This is a genomic window from Anaerosacchariphilus polymeriproducens (assembly GCF_003363435.1).
Classification (GTDB): Bacteria; Bacillota; Clostridia; order Lachnospirales; family Lachnospiraceae; genus Anaerosacchariphilus; species Anaerosacchariphilus polymeriproducens.
Map to the genome: position 1 here is coordinate 39,729 of NZ_QRCT01000020.1, position 25,117 is coordinate 64,845.

The window sequence follows — 25,117 nt, forward strand, 5'->3', positions numbered from 1 at the left end:
TCTGTTTTAAAGTAAGGATGCTATTTTATTTGCAACATTCTCCAATTCCCAATATGTATGGGAAGACATAATTGTAATTCTTAGGATTGCTTCCCCTTTCTTTACCGTTGGATACCGAATAGCCGAAATAAAATATCCCATTTTTAACAACTTTTCTGATATCTCCATTGCTTTTTCCTCATTTCCTATAACAACGGGAACGATAGCACTTTTCGCTTCTACTTCAATTCCCTTCTTCTTTAAACACTTTTCAAAAAAAGTAATATTTTCTTGTAATCTGCGGACTCTTTTTGGATCTTTTTTTATAATCTCAACTGCTTTAATAGATGCAGCTATCGTTACCGGAGATAACGCTGTTGTATAAATAAACCCTCTTGCCTTATTTTTCAAATATTCAATCAACATTTGATTTCCACAAACAAATCCACCTTCACTTCCTATGGCTTTACTTAATGTACCCATTAATATATCAGGCTTTTGATTCAATCCATAATATTCTACAACGCCTCTACCGGTTTTCCCAATAACGCCTAAGGTATGTGCTTCATCCACCATAGAAAATAATCCGTATTGATCCGCAATCCTTAAAAGCTCCGGTAAATGAACAATATCTCCACCCATACTAAAAACTGCGTCGCTGACAATCATTCCTTTTTTGCCTATATACTGTTTTACTTTCTCCTCTAAATCCCTCATATCATTATGTTTATAGATTACTAATTCAGCTTTACTAAGTCTGCATCCATCTATAATACTTGCATGATTAAGTTCATCACTAAATATAATATCTTCACTTGAACATAATGTAGAAATCGTAGCAAGATTAGCTATATAACCACTGTTAAAAACCAATGCTGCTTCTGTACCCAAAAAATCTGATAATACCTGCTCAAGTTTTTCATGAATCTTTGTATTCCCTGTGGTTAGTCTAGATCCCCCTGAACCGGTTCCATATTGTTCTAATATTTTTTTTGCATATTCATTAATCGCTTTTTCATTTGCCAAGTCCAGATAACTATTTGAAGATAGCATTAACATATCTTGATTATTTAAGGAAATATATTTATTTTGTGCAGAACTTATTGTTTTCATTTTTCTATATAGATTACAATCTTTCAGTTGTTCCAACTCATTATCAATTTCTTGCCACTTCTTATCTACCGACTCCTTTCGACTGTCTTTCAATTCTACAATATTATCTACTAAAACATATTGTTTTTCTAAAAAGTTAATTGTTTTATATATCTCATCTTTATCACCATCATAGAGAAAAATCCTGCCGCCTTTATCTGAACCGGCTTTTTTCATATTCGTAATTCTGACATAACCAAATTGTTGAGAAGCTACATAACCTGTAACATAATCCGGATCATCCGAAACACAAATCTCCCCAATTATATTAGGAGCATTGGCAACCTTAGTAGCTAACACAATTGCCTCTTTGTAATGATTTTTTTGAATCGCATTAGATAAGAATTGTACTCCGGAGTCCATATTGGTAGCTCTTATTCCTCTTTCTTTATCCGGCTCTAATCTTTCTAATGTATTGATATCCAAAATTACTGCTCCTCTAAGCGTATCTACCTTGTCAAATATTTTCAAAATTTCTTTTCCTTTTGAAATTCCAAGAAGCTCAAGCAGTTCTAAAACTTTTTGCCTTCCATCTTCATAACTGTCTGTTTCAACTGTCCTCACTTTCAATGATTCAAGTCTGATAATTTTCTCTTCCCTCACTTCTTCCATTTTTAAATTTATATAATCCGGTTTCCCTTTAGAATGTTTCATTGCCCTGCTTATTAATTGTTTCGAACAGTCTATTATTTGCTCATCCATAATAATTCTTTCTGCACCAGATATATGTTTATTAAACTCTCCATCTTTTTTACTTGCCCTCATTTTTATACTATATAACATTTAAACACACCCCTTTTTATTCTATACATTATAAAAAAAGAAGATTCAATTGTCAACCTTTCTTTTTAACAGGTTAACAATTGAATCTTATATAATTTACTCTTAATATATATTTATAATTTCACTAAATTATGTTAATTCAATAAACTTTAAATTAATTTTTTACCCTTCGTATTCCTTCACATCCATCCATGAAAGTAAAAAATCTCTTTCCTCTGGTTTACTTTTTACTGACTGCGAAGCTGCTACGACTGGAAGCCACTTCTGGATATACTGCTTTGCTGTACCACTCTTCTTACAGAACAATTCAAGATATTTGTCTGCAACTTCTTTTTCTCCTGACAGGCAAAAAAGCAAATAAGTTCTTGCAACATCAGCTGATGCATTACCCTGTGTTGCATGAGACCAATCGATAATGTAAGCAACATTATCTTCTCCCAGTATTATATTGGTGGGGTTGAAATCACCGTGGCATACTTTATCATGCTTAGGCATTCCTTCAAGTCTGCTATGCAATTCAAAGCGGTTGTCAGAATCCAGTTTAGCTTCTGAAATCTTACGGTTCATTTTATCTTTAAGTTTATTTAACAAAGGAGCCTTTTTGTTATGGACCTGAATCTGCAATTCAACGAACATCTCTAAATACTCATCATATTTATTGGGATTTTCCTGCATTAACTGAGCAAGTGTTTTTCCTTCAATATATTCCGAAATTATTGCCCATTTATTTTCATACATAGTAACACCCAGTATCTTAGGTATATTTAAACCAGTTTCTTCGATCCGTGCCTGATTTAATGCTTCATTAAGAATATCAGCTTTTGAATAATCATTATCAAATAACTTAATTACTTTATCTTCATCCCTGTAAACTGTTTTCCCTGTTCTAACTGCAATAATTCGATCCAAATTCATTAATTTTCCTCCTTATACTCTTTCATGATTACCATAATAAGCATTGAGATACATCTGTTTGATTTCACTCATTAAAGGATATCTTGGATTAGCACCTGTACATTGATCGTCAAATGCCTGCTCAACCATATCATCTAAACGAGCAAGGAAATCCTTTTCATCTGGAACGTAGTCTTTAATCGTTTTCTTAATACCAACTTTTTCTTTTAATTCATCAATGGCTTTAATTAAACTTTCTAATTTTTCTTCATCATTCTTTCCTTTAAGTCCAAGATAATCAGCAATTTCTGCATATCTAGATAATGTATATGGATGATCATATTGTGAGAAAGTACCCATCTTTGTCGGAACGTTTGATGCATTAAAACGTAACACTTCGTCAATCATAAGTGCATTTGCAACACCGTGTGGTAAATGATGGAATGCACCTAATTTATGAGCCATTGAATGGCATACACCAAGGAATGCATTCGCAAATGCCATACCTGCCATAGTAGCTGCGTTAGCCATTTTTTCACGTGCTTCAGGATCTTCCTGTCCATTATCATAAGCTCTAGGCAAGAATTCAAAGATCATTTTTAATGAACGTAATGCGATTCCATCTGTATAATCTGTTGCAAGCATAGCAGCATAAGCTTCTAAAGCATGTGTAACAGCATCAATACCAGATGCAGCTGTAAGTCCCTTAGGAGCTGCCATATGAAGATCAGCATCTACAATTGCCATATCAGGCATTAACTCATAATCTGCTAGTGGATATTTAACACCTGTTTTTTCATCTGTAATAACTGCGAAAGGTGTTACTTCAGAACCTGTTCCTGCAGATGTAGGTATTGCTATAAAGTATGCTTTTTCTCCCATTTTAGGGAATGTATATACTCTCTTACGGATATCAACAAATCGCATAGCCATATCCATGAAATCTGCTTCCGGATGTTCATAAAGAACCCACATAATCTTACCAGCATCCATAGCAGAACCACCACCAACAGCAATAATAGTGTCTGGTTCAAAAGTTCTCATCTGTTCAGCGCCTTCTTTTGCACATGCCAATGTTGGGTCTGGTGTTACATTGTAGAATGTGGTATGTTGAATACCCATTTCATCCAATTTATCCATGATAGGTTTAGTGTAACCATTTTTATAAAGAAAATTATCAGTTACAATAAAAACTTTCTTTTTACCCATAACATTTTTAAGTTCATCAAGTGCTACCGGTAAACATCCCTTCTTCATATATATCTTTTCAGGTGTTCTAAACCAAAGCATATTTTCTCTCCTCTCAGCTACAGTTTTAATATTAAGCAAATGCTTTACTCCTACATTTTCAGATACAGAGTTTCCTCCCCAAGATCCACAACCAAGTGTTAAAGAAGGCTGTAACTTAAAGTTATATAAATCACCAATTCCACCATGAGAAGAAGGTGTATTTACAAGAATACGGCATGTTTTCATACGTTCACCGAATTCAGCAAGTTTTTCTTTTTCTGTAGTCGCATTTAAATAAATAGATGAAGTGTGTCCATAACCACCATCAGCAATCAATTGTTCTGCTTTCGCAAATGCATCCTTAATATCTTTTGCTTTATACATAGCAAGTACTGGAGATAATTTTTCATGTGTAAATTCTTCTGAAATATCTACGCTTTCAACTTCACCAATTAAAATTTTTGTATCTTCAGGCACTTTTACACCTGCAAATCCTGCGATAGTAACAGGTTTTTGACCAACGATCTTTGCATTTAAGGATCCATTGATAATAATTACTTTTCGTAATTTTTCTGTTTCTTCCGCATTAAGGAAATAACAGCCTCTTGCAGCAAATTCTTTTCTCACTTGATCATAAACTTTTTCATGAGCAATAACAGATTGTTCAGATGCACAAATCATACCATTATCAAATGTCTTTGAATGAATAATTGAGTTTACAGCTAGTAAAACATCTGCTGTCTCATCTATAATAGCCGGTGTATTACCCGCTCCAACACCAAGTGCCGGTTTTCCACTTGAATAAGCAGCTTTTACCATTCCCGGACCGCCTGTAGCAAGAATGATATCTGCTTCTTTCATAACCATATTTGTCATTTCCAAGGAAGGTTCATCGACCCATCCTACAATTCCTTCCGGAGCGCCTGCTTCAACAGCTGCTTCAAGAATCAATTTTGCAGCTGCAATTGTACAATTTTTTGCTCTTGGATGAGGACTAATAATAATACCATTACGCGTTTTTAAAGAAATAAGTACTTTAAATATAGCAGTAGATGTTGGATTTGTAGTTGGAATAACTGCAGCAATTACTCCAATCGGTTCTGCTACTTTCTTTGTACCAAAAGCTTTATCTTCTTCTATAACACCACATGTTTTTGTATTTTTATATGCATTGTAAATATATTCTGCCGCGTAATGATTCTTAATTACTTTATCTTCTACTACACCCATTCCGGTTTCTTCTACAGCCATCTTCGCAAGTGGGATTCTTGCTTTATTCGCAGCTGTTACAGCAGCAAGGAAAATTTTATCTACTTGCTCTTGAGTATAAGTAGAAAATATTTTCTGTGCTTCACGCACACGTGCGATGGCTTCTTCTAACATCTCTACCCCGTCAACTACTGGATAAGTTACTTGTTTTTTCATGTTTTTTTCTCCTTTACTACATTACTATTATTCTAATTATTACCATTATTACCAGAATTACATTGATAATTCCAAATATTTATAATGGTCCCCTTTTACTTATTCGTTAATACTTTAACAATGTTCGACACATAAGTAAAATGCTAAATATACATACCCCTATGTTATTGTCGATATATCTGTTTTAAAGTTATTAAAAGTCGTTTTTTAGTTATAAGAATTTTCTATAATTTTACATAAAAAAAGTATTCAAAACATACAATATTTGAACATTTTGAACACCTCTATTCTATCTGCCACTATTATATTTCAGTGAATATTTTTTATAAGAAAAACGATACAAAATAGCAATTTACATATACTTTCTTTTTTCTTCACAAACTAATGTAATAAATTCATTATCTAATTCCGTCAATTTATAGCCTTTTCGATATATTAAAACATCTCTATGTATTCTTGTGTTTTCTCTGCATTTTTTCTGAATCAATCCAAATTTGGTTATTAAATCATTTGGTTCCGGAGAAGTAAACATAAATGTATTTGGATTTTTTTCAAGAATTGCAAACTGACTTCCTCGTTCATAGACATAAATATGCTTATCTGAATATTTTGACAGCTCTTCTTTCCTAACATCTGCAAGAGATAAAGATGGAACATACAAATCTGCATGGGTAATTTCTACATAAGCTGCCAGTTCAGAAAGCTTTATATCATCGTTCTGTGCCAGAGGATGCTCTTTTGACATAAGAACTACATAAGAAAAGTCTGCTATAATCCCTGCAACTAATTTTTTATCATTAAATAATGAGCGATAATATTTATCAAATATATTTTGATATCGAATAATACCTAAATTGGAATCTCCCTTTACCACTCTATTAATCGTCTGCATGGGATTGGTTTCTTTATAGTAAATTTCTGCTGATTTATCAGTCTTTATATGGTTGGAAAACTCTGCAAATGCATTTGAAATATAGCTGGTCCGAGGAACACAAACAGTAAATTTCTGCTTCGGTTTCTTACCTCTTTTATAAAGTTCTTCTACTTCCTCTACTTGAGAGATTATGCACTTTGCATATTTCAGAAACTCTTCTCCATCTATCGTAAGCAATATTCCTTTTGAGGTACGTTTGAATATAGTTATTCCTAACTCTTCTTCCAATTGTCGAATTGCGCGGGATAAATTGGGTTGTCCCATATAAAGATTTTCCGCAGCTTTACTGATTGATTTCGTTTTTGCAATTTCAACAGCGTACTTTAAATGAAGTATATTCATCTCTTCTCCTCCTAATACTTCTATTGGCAAAATCATTCCCTTCCTAACTAAAGAATTGAGAACAATAGTTTCGCTGTTAAAATCTTATCATACATTATCCTGTTTCTCCATTATTTTTTTTAATTTAGCACTTCAACTATGTTATATTTTTCATCCACTTCCTGGTCTTAACTATAAATAGACCAATAATTAATCGTATTATTTCTTCCAATGATAATATCAGATATACATAATAAATTGGTAACTTTAGTACAAAAGCAGCCAATAATCCAAGAGGTACTCCAAAAATCCATGTTCCAATCAAATCAATTACCATGGTGAAATTTGTATTTCCTCCACTTCTTAAGATTCCACCACCCATAATCATGTTTAAAATTTTAGCAAATAGCACAAAAGATAATGCATAGACGATATATATTGTCATTTGTTCAACTTCTGGCTCAACATTAAACAATCTAACATAAAACGGTATGGTAAGAGCCAATATTATACTAATTATAATTGAACCTACTAATCCTGCTTTTAATAAAAATTTGGAAATATCATAAGCTTTTTCATTCTCGTTTTTTCCCAAACGTTTTCCAACCATAACCACAGCTGCTGATGATACCCCTGAAAACATACCAATGAACATTCCTTGCAAAGGATTTGTAATCGTCATTGCTGCCAACGCTTTTGTCCCAAGTCTCCCATAAATAGCTGCATAAATATTTTCACCGATACTCCAGGAACACTCATTTAACATAATAGGTAAAATTATAATCGAAATACGTTTATAGAATTTTGTATTCCACAAATGAATAGGTTTTAGATAAATTTCTTTCTTTAATTTTAATCGAAGTATAAAATAAAGTAAATAAAAGGCTTCCAATATTCTGGCAATTAAGGTTCCTATTGCTGCTCCTGTTAAGTACATCTTAGGTACACCAAACTTTCCAAAAATAAATATATAATTAAAAATTATATTAACAAGCACAGATATAACACTGGCATACATTGGATATTTGCTTTTCTCTATACTCCGCAGGTAAGAAGATGCAAGTAATGTAAATGTCATTGGAATAAAACTTATTGAAATTACTCTCAAATATTGCGCCGCCATATGAATGGCAGCAGAATCATCCGTGTAAACTCTCATAATTAAATCAGGCATTAATAATGATGGTAATGTAAACAAAAGCATAATAATGACTGAAATATATAAGCAAGAAAAAAAACTTTGGTTTATCCCTTTTTTATCTTTGATTCCATGATACTGTGCAATCAATATTGAGGCAACTGCTGCAACGGATGATAATGTAAAAGTTACCAAACTTGAAAATTTAGCTCCAAGACCACTTCCGGCAATACTCAATGAACCAAGAGACCCTACCATCAATTGATCAACTAAACTATAAGAAGCTTGAAAAATACTCTGTAAAGTTACAGGAAGACCAATTGATATCATTTCCTTCATGTATCCCTTATTATTCATTTTTAATCCCCTTTTTTAGTTAATGAATAATAATATATATGATAACTTAGTATGAAAAGAAGTACTAATTTTCAGAAGGTATAATTAATTAAAAAAACTCAACTGCTCTTCTTTTAATGATTTTAATTTTCTTTCTGTAATTTTATCTTTCTCATCCAATTCACTACATAAAATTGGGGAATACGGATTATATACTTTTAAGTTTTCTTTTACTTTATTACAATTTTCATTTGCATAACAATAGATACATTCATTTTTACAGGTATCATAACAGCCTATATCAATACTTTCCATACATCCACATTCATTACGCTGATTTTTATCTTTCTTGACTTTGATTTTTGAACCTATTATTTGTTCAATTAAAGTTTTGTCAATACAACTACTACGGCCTATTCCGTATTTTGATAAATCTATTTTTTCAGCACACGTATCTATCAACAGTTGATTTTTCTTTGCAATTTGAGCTAATTGCCCTGTAAAATTTTCTATATCTTCTATCTCTTGCACTTTTATATTTTTCATATTTCTTTTTGTTTTTAAATATAAATCCAAAAAGCTGATTATTACTTTATTGGTATACCCATTCAAATTCTCTGCAATTTTTGTAAACGCTTTAATATGATAGTCTAATGAATACTTCTCGGTTATTAGGATAGGGTCATAACGCCATATTACTTTTTCTTTCCCAATCTTATTTGATAATTCTTGAAAGATAGGAATCATATAATTCTTTTTATCAGGTACATTAGGTTCTAAATCTTTTCCATACCCTGTTAAAGTAAACTGAAAGTAATACTTATAGTCTTTTAATTCATCCAGTTTTTGAAGCATAGGTTCAGGATTTTTTGTCCAAAACACAATACAATCGACATTCTTAGGAGAAACATCTATTTTACTGACTTGATATATATTGATAGGGTTTCGTACATATAAATGCCCTTCTTTTAATCGGTTAAGAAACCAATCCGAATAATAATTTGGTATGTCAGTACGCCTGCTTGCACTTAAAATCATTATCGAGAATCCTTTCCATTTTACTTCTTTATTGCATCCATTGCTGCTTTTTCACCATGTATATGTGTCGTATCGAAAACAGGAAGTTTTGTATCTTCTTGTTGAATCAAAAGACCTATTTCTGTACAACCTAAAATAACTCCTTGTGCTCCCTGCTCCGCTAACTTATGAATAATACGTAAATACTCCTGTTTCGATTTTTCTTCTATCTTTCCCATACAAAGTTCATCATAAATCACATGATTTACAAACTCTATATCTTCATCATCTGGGATAAGAACTTCTATACCTACATTCATTAATTTTTCTTTATAAAAATCCTGCTTCATGGTATATTTCGTTCCTAACAATGCCACTTTTTCAATTTTATTTTCTAAGAGTTTTTCTGCCGTTGCTTCTGCAATGTGAATAATTGGTATCTTAATTTTTGACTGTATCTGCGGCACTACTTTATGCATCGTATTCGTACAGATAACAATGAAATCAGCACCCGCTTTCTCAAGACTTAGAGCCGCTTCTGCTAAAATCTCTCCACTCTTTTCCCAATCGCCATTTACCTGACATTCTTCTATTTCTTGAAAATCTACACTATATAATAATATTTTTGCAGAGTGTAACCCACCCAGTTGTTCTTTCACCACCTCATTTATTATCTTGTAATATGTAACTGTACTTTCCCAACTCATTCCCCCAATTAATCCTATTGTTTTCATATTCCATCATCCTTATCTAATTTATTTTTTAAACTTGATTGGTAACCCTTCCGAACAAGTCGGAAATACCATTTGCAACGGATTGTTTCTCTGATGCTGTATATGCAAATGTGGCTCCGAGGTAGTACCTGAATTGCCAACCTTACCTATGTACTCACCTTCTGTTATATGATCACCAACTGTTACTTTGATACTATTCTTTTCTAAATGTGCCAATATCATAAAGGTTCCCGTACGATCTATTTTGATAAATACATAGTTACCTAATTGACTTTTAAACTCATCCGTATTCGGAAGAATATCTTCTTCTGAATTTTCAAGACCAATAATAGTACCTGAGACCGGTGCAACTACATCTGCATTGTATATACCAAATTTAGTCAAATCGTTACTTTCAATATCATAAGGCTCTACTAGTATATCATATGCATAACATTCAGATGGCCATATTGCATGAGTCTTATAATTAACACCACCAAAAGTAATGCCATCCTTTACAGGCATAACAGCTGCTATTTCCTCTTTCTTGTCCGCCTTTGTTGGATAGGTAATGCTGGAAATACCTAATAAAATTGTAATCGGATATGCTCCAATCAAAGAGATTATTAATAGCATCAAATTCCACTTTAGACTTTTCTTTTTTAACTTTCTTACTAGTAACGCTATGACTTGAACCAATGCTACTATCAATGATAATGGCGCCAAAACAAATACTGCGAAGCTCCATGCATAAGCACCTGCCATTCCTCCTGCCAGATAAACACATGCTAAACATATAACTTCCATAACACATAATACATAAAAAACTATTTTTTTCATTTGTATCTCCTCTATTATTATTTTTTTTCATTATAAATTAAAAATATAAAGATTTTAATAAGAAGAACTTAATTATAGTTTATATATAATGAGGTGGAAAAAATTTTATATTTTAAAAACCCTGTTTTTCCAACCACTCTGATAACCATTTCTCTCGGTATATCTTTTTATTTTCTGAAATATCCCATTTCCCCAATTTCAATTCATTATGTAATTTTCCATCCATTAAGTATATGACTCTGCTTGCCCTGGCTGCTACTTTTGCATCATGAGTTACAATAATGACCGTTTTCCCTTCACGATTTACAGTATTCAAAATATCCATTATTTCTCTTGTCGCACTACTATTTAATGCTCCAGTGGGTTCATCTCCAAACAAGATATCAGGCTGGTTAATAAGCGCCCTGCAAATTGCTGCGCGCTGCAGCTGACCTCCAGAAACTTTTTTTATATCATGGTCTGCTACACTTAAGATACCTGTCTTTTCCATTAGCATATTTGCATTACAATTTATTTGTTCTCTAGTCAATTTTCTTGCCTTAAATCCTGGCAGTACAATATTGTCACGAATAGATAAATTTTTCAAAAGATAAGAATTCTGAAATATAAATCCCATCTGTTTTAATCTTACTTCGCTCATCATATCATCATTCAGCATAGAAATATCTTTCCCACAAAACAGTACGTTACCGGAAGAAGACTTGTCCATTCCACTTAAATTGTAAAGCAATGTAGATTTTCCTGAACCTGACTGTCCCATAATTGCTATAAATTCTCCTTCAGATACCTTGAGATTTATATTCTTTAAAACTTTAATATCTTCAAAACTTTTACATAGATTCTGTGTCTCTAATAATGTTTTCACATTGGCCTCCCTAATCACTATTCGTTTATAAGCGTAATAATATTATATTTTTTAATTGTTCTTACAACAATCCAAGTTATCAGAAGTATAAGCATAATCAAAAACAGAGGACAAATAATAAACTCCGTTACAGGATTAATAATAAGTTCTACCTTCTTTATCCCAAGCCCTGCGCTGCTTAATGCAACGTTACTAATCTTTTCTCCTAACACTTGCGTCAATACTATACCCGTTAATATTCCAATCATTGAAATGCAACCGATTTTTATCATATATTGCATTTTTATATCTCGCTTTGAAAACCCAATTGCTCTTAAAACTGCTATTTCCGATAGGTCCTTTGCAAGTCGCAGCTTTATAAATAAAATTGTTACAAACATAGTCAGACAGGAACTAATAATAATAATTACAAAAATAATTGTCCTAAGTTGATTTACAACTCCCCCCAAAGTTTGATTGATGAATTCTTCCATTGGTTCCACCTTAATTCCATAACCAAGGATTTCATTCCATTCATCTGCCTTTTTTTTCACATCTGTTTTTTCGTTAAAGTTAACTGAAAAAGAATATTTTTCACTATTCAATCCCGAAAAATGATATTTTGATTTTGCTGTGTATCCACCACTTGTAACGTCCTGATAAATTCCTGAAATAACAAATTCCTTTTCTTTTCCATTTAAATATAGTACTATAATGTCATTGGTCTCTTTACCCATTTCATTAGCATTAAGATAGGAAATTGCAAGTTCATTTTCCCTCTCAGGTGACTTTCCACTAAGAAACTGAAGTTCATTTCCAGCGTTTTCTCCACTGTCTATATGTAAATTCATAAGCTTCTTTTGTGCATCAACAGTTTTTGCGCAAACTCTTCGATATTCCTGATAATTTAAGATATCTTCATCTCTTTTTAAGAGCTGTTTTATAGTTTCATAATTATCTTCAATATTTTTACCATTACCTGTTTCAATCATAATATCTTCCAATGAACTTCCCATATAGGAAATAAATTTAGGCGATTTTAAGGTGTTCATCAGATTTACCGGAATTAGAATCATCAATACAACTATAATAGACGAGAAAAATACGATAAGCCAGTTTCTAAATTGAAAGAAAACTTCACAAATTCCTAGCAACCAATTAACTGGCAGTTTCTTAGATTTATATATGATTTTCTTGAAACCTGCTGCATTTTTATTCAATCTATTTCCTCTTACCAGCGTTTCAACGACCGATAACTTTTTGATTTTTTTTAATACAATTTTACAGTAAAAATTAGTAATATAAAAAACGATACAACTAATAATTAATGATAATACTATTGCATGAATTGATATCTTTTTATCTCCGAATGTTATACTAATATGCCTTGTAAAAATACTACTTATTAATAATGCAAAAATATTTCCCGCTATTACACCTGCGATTGCCAATGTCCTGTACTTAATAAGATAAAGGTCTCTGATATCAAAAAATCGAAGCCCTATCGCCTTCATTACCCCAATCTCATTCATATCTTCTTCCATTGCAGCCAATATCGTAAACCTAACACATATAAAAGAAATAAGGATTAAAAGTATACTTACAAAAAATAAAACAAATACCGTTATAATATCCGTTAAAGCACTCAGCAAAAAAATCATTGAATAAGTAACAGCCTGTCCATTCTGTGGTAGTCCTGCATTTTCATAATCAGTCTGAAAAGCGTTAGCTTCTTTAGAATTGGTAAGATATGCTTCTATCAGATACTCAACCTCTCCAACTTTACCTTGCAGCATATTGAAGTCTTTTTCACTTAATAGTATTCTTGTTGAAGAACACATTGTAGAATTCATCATGGAATCCAAAATAAATTCTTTAATTACAAACTCTTTGGTAATTCCATTACAGTTCAAAATAATGCGGTCTCCTAATTCCATTTTGTACATTTCTTTTAATAGTACAGGTACCCCTATTTCTCCTTGACGAATAACTGCTTTATTATGTTTCGAATTTAATAGTATATCTCTTTCTTTATTCTGCATAACCAGGCCGATGTCGAGACGGCAATCAGAAAGATTGTATGTATTTTGATCTCCCTTAACTGTAATACATTCGCCGTACATATCAATCATTGTGCAAGTCTGCCAATAGGTTATATCCCCATGTTCTGACATAAATTTATTGATTGCTTCCCGATTGATTTCTCCTTTATGCATCTGCATGAAATGAGAAGGCTTTGCTTTCTTATATAATTCAGATATTGATGTAAAAGTCTGTACAGCCACAATCACAGACAAAGCTGCAAGCATCGCAGAAAATACCATAAACAAAAATAATGCCAGATTAATTAATTTATTTCTTTTCAAATCCTTTTTAATTATTTGCCAATTCATTTTCCATCTCCTTAATACTTTTCCTTGATCCAAAAATAACTGCAAACGCAAACATTATAATACCGGTAATAATAAGCATAAATCCAATTCCTCGACCTTCTCCGATACCAATAATACGACCAATGTTTCCTGCCAAAATTCCTTCCTTAGTCAGCATTGGCTCAAACACATAATCAGCCAATACACCACAGACCGCATAAGCCGCTACATAGCCTGCTTGTGTTATTACACTTATTATTCCCCATACCCTGCCTTGCATCTCATTAGATACCCTGACACGAATTAATACGTCTGCACATGTATTGACAAATGGTAACGCTGCAAAAAATAATATACAAAATGCCGCAAGCAATCCTATATGGGTCGTTGTTCCTGCCAATGCCATAAAAATTCCTGCCGCCATTAGAGAAAATATAAGTATCTTGGAATAATTTCTTTTTATATTCAAACTTGCAATAATAACACTGCCAATTAACATACCGACAGCACTAACTGATTCCATAATTCCAAGTACTTTAGAATTAGAAAAAGCCAAAATCATAGGAGCCAGCAAAGTCTGCATGAATGCTAAAAAAAAGCAAGTAAAAGTCATCAATAATACTAAGCTGCTTATTCCTTTATCGGCAGTAATACTCCTTATTCCTTCCTGGAATTCTCTGAAAAAATTGAAATCACTCTGTTTTAATTTAATGTTATTTACATTTCTTCGCACGATTACTAAAACAAAAACAGTAACAAAAAATGTTAGTATATCAATTATTAAAATCCCCTTAATTCCTATAGAAGAAAGAAGTAATCCTGCTATCAAAGGTGATACTAAGTACTTAGATGCACCTGCCAGCTGAACCAGACCACTTGCTTTTGCAAATTCTTCTTTGGGGAGTAATTCTGTTATCGTTGCTTTATAAGCAGGCTCAAGTAATCCTAAAAAGATGGAACTTATCGTAACACCGATACATATAGGAATTACACCCGTATAACCAGACTGCATACAGATGATTATAACCAAAAGACCCACGGCTGAAAAAAAATCTCCACATATCATTAATAACCTTCTGTCATAACGATCTGCAAGGATACCTCCAAAGGGGTTCAAAAGAATGGTAGGAGCAAATGCCAGAAGAGCTACGACCGATACCCATGTTGCGCTTCTTGTAAGCTGATAAACATAAATTGAAATGGCAAATGCAGTCATACCACTACCAATATTTGAAATTAATTCCCCAATCCATATAGCTATAAACTTTTTCATAATAGTTTCCTTTTACTTTTAAATTATCTTTTGTATCAAGTTTTTTCCCACTTTTGTATAAACAACTGATTGAAGGAATTTTCTGGTACTTCTAACATCTTTTCAATTAGTGAAATCAAAGCTGTCATAAGCATACCTTGTTCTTCTTTATCCAATTTGAAAATCCCCTCATCTGTTAACGTTAATGCAGCAGACAGAAAAATCTGCATATATTGTAATGGGTATTTACAACTCCAAATTTTTCTTTCTACACCTTCTTCAACCACCTGTACTAAAATGGGTGCCATTGTAGTAACCATTTGATTTAAAATTTTCTGATGTAATTGGGCATTTTCAGCTTTATGCATTTCATTCAGCACATCGCTATCAATTTGGTCATTAATCTTCATGGCACGAAATATACAAACTAATTTTTCTTCGGTGCTAATTTTATCGTTCTTAAGAATCTTATTTGCTCTTTCAGCCACCACATCAGTATAGCGTGATACGACCGCTTCCATGACTTCTTTTTTCGATTTGAAATAATAATAAAAAGTGCCTTTAGCAATAGCAACCTCTTCAAGTATGTCATTCACAGTACACTTTTCATATCCTTTCACATGAAACAGTCGTTCCGCCGCATCCAGAATTTCATTTTTTCTCTCATCATGCTTTTTTATAACTCTCATAGTTTCACCTCACTTATATACCGACCGTCGGTCTATAATTAATATAGTATAAATTTACTGAATTGTCAATCATTTAATAATTTAACTTTATCCAAATTCGGATGAACTTTGAATTTTTAAAATAAAAATGAGCCAGTACTAAATGTACCGACTCGTTGTATGTCTTATACTATGCAAAATCGCCTTTTTTCCAGGACAAATATTCAATTCCATTTTCAAGGTCTTTCCAAACAATGCTGGTCTCACTCATAATCATATAACTATGACAGCTATTTTCTTTCGGCAAGGATATAGAGCCCGGATTCATATAAACATAATTTTCATGCTCTACACATTTAGGTATATGTGTATGACCATTTAAAAGGATATCTCCTTTCTGTATTGGAGGAAGATTTTTTTGGTTATACTTATGTCCGTGGGAAGCATAAATCATATATGAACCTAACAAAACAACAGCGTAATCCGCCATAATCGGAAACTCTAACACCATCTGATCAACCTCTGTATCACAATTACCACGCACAGATAATATTTTATCTTTCATATGGTTCAACATCGTTATCACTTCCTTAGGTGCATATCCTTTTGGGAGTTCATTACGTGGTCCATGATACAAAATATCACCTAACAAAATCAGTCTGTCTGCTTTTTCTCTCCAAAAGGATTCTATCATAAGCCGTCCATAATAAAATGAACCATGTATATCTGATGCTATCATTAATTTCATAAGTTCTACTCAATCCCTTCTATCTTTTTATTCCGAATAAAAACCGGGTAACTGCAATTCTTTTACATAATTCATACATTATAATAGTTAATAAAAATGAACTTATAACAATACTAATATACTGTATACTCAACAATTGAACCCGCTGCACTATCACATAACCTACTATTACTATAATAGATTGATGAAAGATATAGATAGGAAACGATGCCGGTGCAAAATATTTTGTAAAGCAATTATTAAAGTTTAAAAAACGTTTTCCCAATCCAATCATTGCTAAAATTCCAATCCAGCTAAAAACATTCTGTACTATATCGGAAAAAATCCCCTTCATGCCACTCTGATACAAGCTACAATATATAACAATCATTATTATCCAAACTATCCCAAGCGGCATACAATATTTTTCAAGTCGGACTTGTACCTCTTCCATACTTAAAATAAAATACCCTAATAAAAAGTAAGCTGCAAATCCTCCAACACTCTTACCCCCTATGTTAAGTATCGGGGTAGCAATTAGTGGAATAACGAACAGTAACAACAGTTTCAACATCGTCATTTTTGTTCCGATTATTTTTTTCTCCCTGTTATAATTCCACACCATAAATGGTATTGAAATCAAAGATATGAGAAATAAATATAAAATAAACCAAGTATGACCTGGTGTAAAATGACCATCGTAACCTGTCCAATCAGTCAATGTAAAAAATATAGATAAATGCTCAAAATAATTTCCATGATAATTATTAAAAAATTGGTCAGCTATATATGGCTGAACCGGTATAAGCAATGCAAGAGCAGACAAAAACGGAAGAAAGAGTTTTAGGAATCTTTCTTTTATATATTGCCTCACTGTTCTTTTCTTTAATGCATATACGGACGACATTCCAGCCAATACAAATAAACCTGACATCCACCATGGATAAATACCAACAATAAACAAAGTTGCAGCACTATTCTCTTGACTATGTATGTACCAATTCTCTCCAAAGCTGTTAAATATCATTGCTGCATGAAACGGAATCAGTAATAATATACACAATATTCGAATATTATCAATATAATATTTTCTCATACTCTTTCTCCCTTCATAAGTTATCAACTAACTCACAAACATATGCATCCATAAACATTTTCTTATCATCTATCAAATTTTCTGCAATTTCATTCCACAATGCCGGATGTGTCAATGCAGATAATAATGATACCACTTTAATTTTCAGTGATTCCTCTTTACAATTTGGATTACATTGCTTAACTAAATGAGAAAAAGCTTTAAATTGTAAATTGATTCTTTCTTTTGTTTTTTCATCAATTTTGTAATTTTGATACATAACCTGCTCTGAACGAAGAATCCCTGTTGAGCTCATTTCTTTTTCCATATAACGAAGACAAAAATTTTTAGCATCTAGATTTGATATTGATTCCTGCTCAAGTATTTCCATACATAACAATTTAAGATCTTCCCAGTACTGTTCCATCATAGAAGAGAACAATTCTGATTTCCCGCCAAAATAGTAACTGATAGCTGCTATATTTACACCAGCTTCTTTAGCGATTTCTCTCACAGAAATCGAATTCATGTCTTTTTTCTCCAATAATAAAAAAGCTGCTTTTAAAATTACTTGTTTTGTCTGTTCTTCCATATCTACCTATTCTTCCCTTCTATAAAACGCTTGTTTTAAACACTTGTTTATTCTACTCTTAAATCATTATTATGTCAAGTCTGTTAACTAAGATGCCTATTAATATTTGAAGGTTTTAAAGAGGATCTGACCAAAGCCTCTTTAAAACCTTCATTTATAATTTATTCAATAATTGGAAACAGAAAATGGATTTCGAAACCCTCGTTATATTCTTCTACAATTTCTATTCTTACGTTCAAAGCAAGCGCTACTTGCTTTGCCAGATAAAGTCCCATTCCTGTCGCTCTTTTTCTTTGTTCCCCTATATCCCCAGTAAATCCTTTGTCAAACAGAAATGGTATATCATAAGGTTTAACACCTATCCCATTATCCCGTATTCCAAGTACAAGATATCCTTTTTCTTTGTCAGCAATTGTAAATAAGTGTAAAAAAGGATTTTTATCTTCTGGTTTAACATATTTTATCGAATTACTGATTACCTGACTAAGTATGAAAATCAACCCTTTTTCGTCAGCTAGCACCTGGATGTCCTGAACCTCATTAATAATACTAAACTTTTGTTCCTGCAACAAGATTTCATACTCTTTCAAGATATCATAACAGCATTTCTGTAAGGATATTTTTTCAAATAGATAATCCGTATGTACGGATTTGAGTCTTGCATAATATAGAATCCTATCTATATTTTCCTGCATCTGGTTCCTGATATATTCCAGGCGACGGTAAATTATTGGTGAAATCTCTTCTTTTCGATTATCTAATACAAAAGTCATCAAAGCCAAAGGGTTCTTGATTTCGTGTGCCCAGCTTTCTATATATTCTTCATACTCTTGAATATTAAAATTAGACTCCTTTATTTTTTCATCCTTTTCACGCAGCTTCCTTCCAATAAGATAAATCTGATTTTTTTCGGTTCCCTTTCCTAAATTGACTGCTTTTTTCTCTCGATGTAAATCCGGATTTTCCAGGAACTCAAGTATTGCTTTTTCTTTCTTGCTCTCCGTTTTGTAGACAACAAATATTGAGATACAATACAATCCAAAAGATCCAAGAAGCATAACACAAAACAGTTTAACGAAACCTTCTTCATCAATAAGCCACAAAAAAGTCCCAAACATAACATTCAAAACAAGCAACATAAGGAACCAAAATATATTTTTCCTGCAAACATCCACTATTTTTTTAATCATTTTTCATACCTTCACTTGATACCAGACAATACCCCTTACCCCTGATTGTTATAATTCTTTCGTTTAGAAAAATACTTCCGAGCGTTTTCTTCAATCTTGTCATATTGACCTGAAGCGCATTTTCATCGATGTATTCTGTCGTTCCCCATAACTTTTTAAAGAACATTTCCTTTGTAACGATATCATCTGAATGAGACAAAAGAAGTTCCATTATTTTACCTTGATTCTCTGGGAGTACGATAGAGCGTTCTCCCACATACAGGGTATATGTTTTACGATCCAACCTGATTCCCTGTACTTCAACAAAATGATTTCGTCCTTCATATCTGCGAAGTAAATTTGATACACGAGCCAATAATCTGTCTTTATGGCAGGGCTTTGTCAAATATTCATCTGCTCCTAAATTCAATGCATGTAGTTCATCCCGCATCTGATCCCGGCTTGTCAGAACAAGTAGTGGAACAGAACTTTTCTGCTTGACCGTTCTGCAAATTTCAAATCCAGTAGCTCCAGGCAGATTGATATCTAGGATTACTAAATCGGGGGATTCTTTTAAAATATCTTTTGATGTATGCTGAAAACAGGTAATACAGGAAATTGCATACTTTTCTTTCATAAAAATAGAAGCCAACTCTTCCCGCATAAACAAATCATCTTCTACAATCACTATTTTTTTCAAAATAATCCCTCCTTTACTCATAGGGGCGGTCGCCTTTTGTATCATTCTTTTAGTTGTCTTCTTGCCTGCTCTCTATTAGTTCAAGCAGATACTTGTCACTTAATTTCATAACAACAGTCATATAAATTAATTCTATCACACAAATAGATACAATTATAGCTGCTGCTACAAATAATAATTTTTCATCTTTCACACTTCGAACTAATATACCAGTAAACAATGATTTTACCCCAAACAGACTTCCTATTGCTGCCACTGTTACTGGAAGACCAAAATACCATTTAATCTGCCGTCTCGCCGAATGACACAAAACTTCGTAATGACAGCCAAGATTAATCAATGTACGATAACGTTTTCCTGTTTTATGTTGCTGCATCAAAAACTGAACTCCAATCACTGTATTTGCAATAATCAGGAAAATAACTGCAAGATAAATTGTTGTATAACTAGATGCGACCAAATAAAATAACTTTCTGCCCATATTCTGCAAATAGCTTTCATATTTAAGCGAGGTCTGATCTATCTTGTCATTGACCTGAGAAATCGCCTGCAATAATCCTTTGCTTTTGACAATCTCTTTCTTCAATGCAGCATTCCAATAAGAACTGTAATTCACATTTGTAAGCCGCTCAAATAAATCATCGGATACAACCAATCCGTAACCAATACTAATAGCACGGTCTACGACAATATCATCTTGACAAAATTTTTCTATTAACTGATACTGTTTGCCCTTTATTTCTACATACGGCTTTTCAAGCAATGAATCTTTTACTACTTCCTCCATTTTTTCATCAGAAAATTCAGGATCTCTATATAAAGCTACCTGGTACTCATTCATTTTAATGGGTTCTTTTCCTGCAAGCTCAAGTATATGGTTATATCCAGATAGAGAAATTAAATGCATAGATGTAAAATATTGCAGATAATTAAATATAATATCTTCATCATTCGAATCATTCTGCCTTTTCAAAGCACTAATCAATGACTCTGCCGAAAAGCCGTCTTCATCATCTTGTTCTACAGAAAAATAACCTGTTCTGACTTCAAACAATTCTTGTGTATAATCTGAAAAATTTATCTTTTCTAATTCCGTTTTTATTTGCTTCTCGTCTCCCTGGAATGTATAATCCAAAACATGCTGTTCCTTTCTGTCGGAACCGAAACCAACGGAAATGCCATACCCAAAAAAGCAAAGTGCCATCAAAACTAACAAGGAGGAAATTGCTAAAGAATTAGGACGCAGAAATACTGTCTCCTGCAACTGGCGAAACGTAAATATTCCCAACCCTTTATTCGTTCCCCTTTTCTTCAAAAACATCTCAAACAAAATTCCAATACCATAAAACAAGAGGAAAGTACCGGAAATACCAATAATTATAGTGATTATCATCCCGCTAATCGAATTCCAAGATATTCCTGAAATAGCCATTCCATATGCTGCTGCCAATAACAAAATACCAGATGTAAATTGAATCAAAACTAAGCTCCGATTATGAATCCTTTGTTTCTCTTCTTGTGAATCATACAGTAACTGCCCAATTTCTTTTTTTACAATATTACCACTTAAGATTGCCAATGCCAATAACCGAATTGCAAAATAACCAACAGCAGTCCAAAATATTGCATATATTGAAAATGTAAAACGGTGACCTATAATACCAAGTCCAACAACTCTAGCTGTAATCAGGCTGATCATCTCAGATATGAATACTGCTACTGGTATTCCGACTGCCAGAGATAAAACACTGCTCCATATTTCTTCAGCCAACAACATTAATAACAGCCTTGTTCGCCGCATACCCATCATCATATAAATGCCCAATTGGTGATTCCTTCTATCAAGTTGATATTTTCCGGAAAAGTATACCAAGAAAAATAAAATAAATAGGGAAACTCCATATAATACCGGTATCATCATGAACAGATGATTCACGGCATCACTTTCCATTTTCCTTAAAAAAATGATTACGTCCTGATTTTTAAGCGATAAAATAATATAAAATGCCACAATTGAAACAATAAGGGATAGAAAGAAAAGTCCGTTCTCTTTCCGGCTGCGCTTACTGTTTTTTCGAACCAGTTTAAAGAACATTTGCACTTCCTCCTCCCAATTGTGCCATGACCGAAATGATTCGTTCATAGAACTCTTGCTGGGTTTCTTCAGGAATTTTTTTTCTCAATTCATGGAAAATCATTCCGTCCTGAATAAATAAAATCCTCGAACAATAGCTTGCTGCATTTGAATCATGAGTTACCATCAAAATTGTTACTTTTTGCTTTTGATTTAAATCAGAGAGTTTATTCATTAGAATTTTCGCATTTTTAGAATCCAAAGCTCCAGTCGGCTCATCAGCCAGCACAATGTCCGGATTCAAAATCATAGCCCTGGCTGCTGCCACCCGTTGTTTCTGACCGCCTGACATCTGGGACGGGAATTTTGACAAGACATCTTCTATCTCCAAAAATTGAGCAAGGCGTTCAATTTGATCTACGCCATCCTGTTCTTTCACATTGTGTATTGCCAGAGGTAGCATGATATTTTCCCTGCCTGTTAAATTATCGAGTAATTCATAATTCTGGAAAAGATAACCTATTCTGCTTCCTCTGTAATCCGCCAGTTGCTCCCCTTTAAAATCTCCGATATTTTTACCCTTCAAAAGTATCTTCCCTTCTGTCGGACAAATTGTTGTAGCAATACAATTTAAAAGTGTTGTTTTACCCGATCCACTGCTCCCCATAATCCCAATGAACTCTCCTTCCATTACCTGAAAAGTAAGTCCATCTATCGCTTTTGTAACTGTATCCTGTTTTCCATAGTACTTCCTTAAAGACTGTACTTCTAATATTTTCTGATTCATTCAACTTTTCCTCACTTTCATTCTCAAATTCATTAACTCCTATTATACAGAATGAATGTGATATATAACACTTACAGTTATTGAAAGATTTAACTTCTAAATATCTATTTTATGCATAAAAAAATCCAAAGCATTGAATCTTCTAATCCCTTCATAATCAGCTACAGGGTCTCTATCTAGTGTCATAATACACTTTGGATAATGATCCTGTATTTTTTGTAACGGTTTAAGCTCTCTTTTCAATGTATTTTCGTCACGAACACTTGCAGCAACCTGGATATATTTTGTCCCCTGCTCATTTTTAACTACAAAGTCTACCTCTACATCTTCCACCTTACCAACGTATACTTCATACCCCCTCCGGATCAGCTCAAGATAAACAACATTTTCCAAGATATGTCCTACATCTTGCCCACGATTACCAAGTAGGGCATTCCTTAGACCAATGTCAACAATATAATACTTTTCCAAAGTCTTCAAATACTGTTTCCCCTTAATATCAAATCGTTTCGCTTGGTACACAATATAAGAGTTCATAAATGCTGATAAATAGGATTCAACCGTTCTAACATTTATACCTCTTCCATTTGAAGTCATCGTATCACTTATTTTTTTTGTTGATAACTGATTACCTATATTATCCATTAAAAAGCGAATAACACTTTCTAACATCATAATATCTGTTATCTTCTTTCTCCCAATAACATCTTTCAAAATTACAGTGTCGTAAATACTTGATAGATATTCCTTTATCTGTCTATTTTCTTTTTCCAAGTATAGCGCATAAGGGAATGAACTAGTTTCTATATACTCCTGATAATTTTCGTCCATGCTTTTTCCTTCCCCTCTTACTGAAACATACTCTGCGAAAGAGAGCGGAAGCATTTCTATTTTAATATACCGGCCTGATAGAAGAGTAGCCAATTCTCCCGATAGCATATATGCATTTGAACCTGTTAAATAAATATCTATATTATCCTTAATAAATAAACTGTCTACTACTTTTTGAAATTCTTTCACATTCTGGATTTCATCTAGTATCACATATACCATTCTATTTGGCAGCAATTTACTTTTAATATACTTATATAATTCTTTTGGATCTTTCAATTCCTCAAACTCATAATCTTCAAAGTTTATAGCTACTATTTGTATTTTTTCTACTCCATTATCTAGTAAATATTCCTGAAACATTCTCAGTAACGTAGATTTTCCACAACGCCTAATACCAGTTACTACTTTTATGATTTTTTTATCCTTATATCCAACTAGTTTTTCAAAATATTCTTTTCTTTCAATCATTACACTTCCTCCAATCTAATTAGTACCATTATATGCAAAAAAATAAACTTTATCAATAGTTTTTGTATTGCAACGCAAAAACTATTGATAAAGTTGTCATAATTAAAAAGGAACAATGATTTCTACATTTTCAATTCCTTCTACTTCCTGAATTTCCTCATATATATTATTGTACTCGTTTTCGGCGATTGGAATATAAAATTTAATCTTTAATACAACAGATAACATTTTCCCTTCCTGCTTTTCCATAACGATATCCTGTATCGTCCCTTTGCTTTCCGGAATCATTCTCGACAACGCTACTAAAATTTTTGTTATATTTTTACAACTAAAATCTAAGACCATTTCTTTATGCTTATTTTGATGCATTCTCTTTTCAATTGAATTAAATATTCTAAGAACAACAAAGATTATGACAGTTCCTATAGCAGCAGCCAATGGATATCCTGCTCCTGCTGCAATTCCCAGACATGCCACTGTCCACACACTTGCTGCAGTTGTAAGACCACGAACCGAAAATCCTTCTCTCAAAATTGTACCGGCTCCCAAAAAACCTATCCCGGATACTACCTGTGCCGCCATCCGATTTGGGTCAAAGGAAGACAAGCCCAGAAATTGATAGACTGATAAATATCCTGTAATTGTTACAACTGCTGCTCCTACCGAAACCAGTGAAAGAGTTCGGAAACCAGCCGGACGGTTTGCTTTTTCTCTTTCCCATCCAATAATACCACCAATAATGATTGCTAATGTTATCCGTAATAATATTTCTTTCCAACCCAACATGATTATT

21 protein-coding genes are annotated in these 25,117 nt (G+C 32.9%); all 21 read right to left on the reverse strand.

The features are described from left to right. Positions 1-6: 6 nt before the first annotated feature. A complete protein-coding gene (gene bioF, locus DWV06_RS08540) occupies positions 7-1,914 on the reverse strand; it encodes an 8-amino-7-oxononanoate synthase (protein ID WP_115481766.1) in 1,908 nt (635 codons plus the stop codon). A 162-nt stretch (positions 1,915-2,076) separates the two neighbouring features. Further along, on the reverse strand, positions 2,077-2,829 hold the full coding sequence (locus DWV06_RS08545; RefSeq protein WP_115481767.1) for a phosphotransferase: 753 nt from the start codon (positions 2,827-2,829) through the stop codon (positions 2,077-2,079). 12 nt (positions 2,830-2,841) lie between these two features. After that, positions 2,842-5,463: a bifunctional acetaldehyde-CoA/alcohol dehydrogenase gene (adhE, locus tag DWV06_RS08550; protein ID WP_115481768.1), complete on the reverse strand. Its 2,622-nt coding sequence runs from the start codon at positions 5,461-5,463 to the stop codon at positions 2,842-2,844. Between the two features lie 352 nt (positions 5,464-5,815). After that, the gene (locus DWV06_RS08555) at positions 5,816-6,739 is read right to left on the reverse strand and encodes a LysR family transcriptional regulator (RefSeq protein ID WP_115481817.1); all 924 of its coding nucleotides are present in this window, start codon (positions 6,737-6,739) and stop codon (positions 5,816-5,818) included. Between the two features lie 136 nt (positions 6,740-6,875). Beyond that, positions 6,876-8,213 carry an MATE family efflux transporter gene (locus DWV06_RS08560; protein WP_115481769.1) on the reverse strand — a complete coding sequence of 446 codons (1,338 nt, stop codon included), beginning with the start codon at positions 8,211-8,213 and terminating at the stop codon, positions 6,876-6,878. An 84-nt stretch (positions 8,214-8,297) separates the two neighbouring features. Next, on the reverse strand, positions 8,298-9,230 hold the full coding sequence (locus DWV06_RS08565) for a DUF1848 domain-containing protein (protein WP_115481770.1): 933 nt from the start codon (positions 9,228-9,230) through the stop codon (positions 8,298-8,300). Between the two features lie 20 nt (positions 9,231-9,250). Further along, positions 9,251-9,943 (reverse strand): aspartate/glutamate racemase family protein, encoded by a 693-nt coding sequence (locus DWV06_RS08570; RefSeq protein WP_115481771.1) that lies wholly within the window; start codon positions 9,941-9,943, stop codon positions 9,251-9,253. Between the two features lie 21 nt (positions 9,944-9,964). Continuing rightward, a complete protein-coding gene (locus DWV06_RS08575) occupies positions 9,965-10,762 on the reverse strand; it encodes a M23 family metallopeptidase (protein WP_115481772.1) in 798 nt (265 codons plus the stop codon). A 112-nt stretch (positions 10,763-10,874) separates the two neighbouring features. Beyond that, complete coding sequence (locus DWV06_RS08580) at positions 10,875-11,627, reverse strand: ABC transporter ATP-binding protein (RefSeq protein WP_115481773.1); 753 nt, start codon at positions 11,625-11,627, stop codon at positions 10,875-10,877. Between the two features lie 17 nt (positions 11,628-11,644). Next, positions 11,645-13,999, reverse strand: a complete 2,355-nt coding sequence (locus tag DWV06_RS08585; RefSeq protein ID WP_115481774.1) for an ABC transporter permease — start codon at positions 13,997-13,999, stop codon at positions 11,645-11,647. Continuing rightward, complete coding sequence (locus DWV06_RS08590) at positions 13,980-15,251, reverse strand: MFS transporter (protein WP_115481775.1); 1,272 nt, start codon at positions 15,249-15,251, stop codon at positions 13,980-13,982. Before DWV06_RS08590 ends, DWV06_RS08585 begins: the two co-directional genes overlap by 20 nt. 35 nt (positions 15,252-15,286) lie before the next feature. Continuing rightward, on the reverse strand, positions 15,287-15,919 hold the full coding sequence (locus DWV06_RS08595; RefSeq protein ID WP_115481776.1) for a TetR/AcrR family transcriptional regulator: 633 nt from the start codon (positions 15,917-15,919) through the stop codon (positions 15,287-15,289). A gap of 169 nt (positions 15,920-16,088) precedes the next feature. Continuing rightward, positions 16,089-16,646: a phosphodiesterase gene (gene yfcE, locus DWV06_RS08600; protein ID WP_115481777.1), complete on the reverse strand. Its 558-nt coding sequence runs from the start codon at positions 16,644-16,646 to the stop codon at positions 16,089-16,091. A gap of 19 nt (positions 16,647-16,665) precedes the next feature. After that, positions 16,666-17,721, reverse strand: coding sequence for an acyltransferase family protein (locus tag DWV06_RS08605; protein ID WP_115481778.1), 1,056 nt, complete (start codon positions 17,719-17,721; stop codon positions 16,666-16,668). Between the two features lie 13 nt (positions 17,722-17,734). Beyond that, positions 17,735-18,292 carry a TetR/AcrR family transcriptional regulator gene (locus tag DWV06_RS08610; RefSeq protein WP_115481779.1) on the reverse strand — a complete coding sequence of 186 codons (558 nt, stop codon included), beginning with the start codon at positions 18,290-18,292 and terminating at the stop codon, positions 17,735-17,737. Between the two features lie 161 nt (positions 18,293-18,453). Next, positions 18,454-19,482, reverse strand: coding sequence for a sensor histidine kinase (locus DWV06_RS08615; RefSeq protein ID WP_115481780.1), 1,029 nt, complete (start codon positions 19,480-19,482; stop codon positions 18,454-18,456). Then, complete coding sequence (locus DWV06_RS08620) at positions 19,475-20,161, reverse strand: response regulator transcription factor (protein ID WP_115481781.1); 687 nt, start codon at positions 20,159-20,161, stop codon at positions 19,475-19,477. The genes DWV06_RS08615 and DWV06_RS08620 overlap by 8 nt, the downstream gene beginning before the upstream one ends. 49 nt (positions 20,162-20,210) lie before the next feature. Then, complete coding sequence (locus DWV06_RS08625; RefSeq protein WP_115481782.1) at positions 20,211-22,256, reverse strand: FtsX-like permease family protein; 2,046 nt, start codon at positions 22,254-22,256, stop codon at positions 20,211-20,213. Then, entirely contained in the window at positions 22,246-23,022 is a 777-nt protein-coding gene (locus DWV06_RS08630; protein ID WP_115481783.1) for an ABC transporter ATP-binding protein, read from the reverse strand. The genes DWV06_RS08625 and DWV06_RS08630 overlap by 11 nt, the downstream gene beginning before the upstream one ends. Positions 23,023-23,118: 96 nt before the next feature. Further along, complete coding sequence (locus DWV06_RS08635; protein ID WP_115481784.1) at positions 23,119-24,324, reverse strand: ATP-binding protein; 1,206 nt, start codon at positions 24,322-24,324, stop codon at positions 23,119-23,121. 102 nt (positions 24,325-24,426) lie between these two features. Beyond that, positions 24,427-25,110, reverse strand: coding sequence for an MgtC/SapB family protein (locus DWV06_RS08640; protein WP_115481785.1), 684 nt, complete (start codon positions 25,108-25,110; stop codon positions 24,427-24,429). Positions 25,111-25,117: the final 7 nt, after the last annotated feature.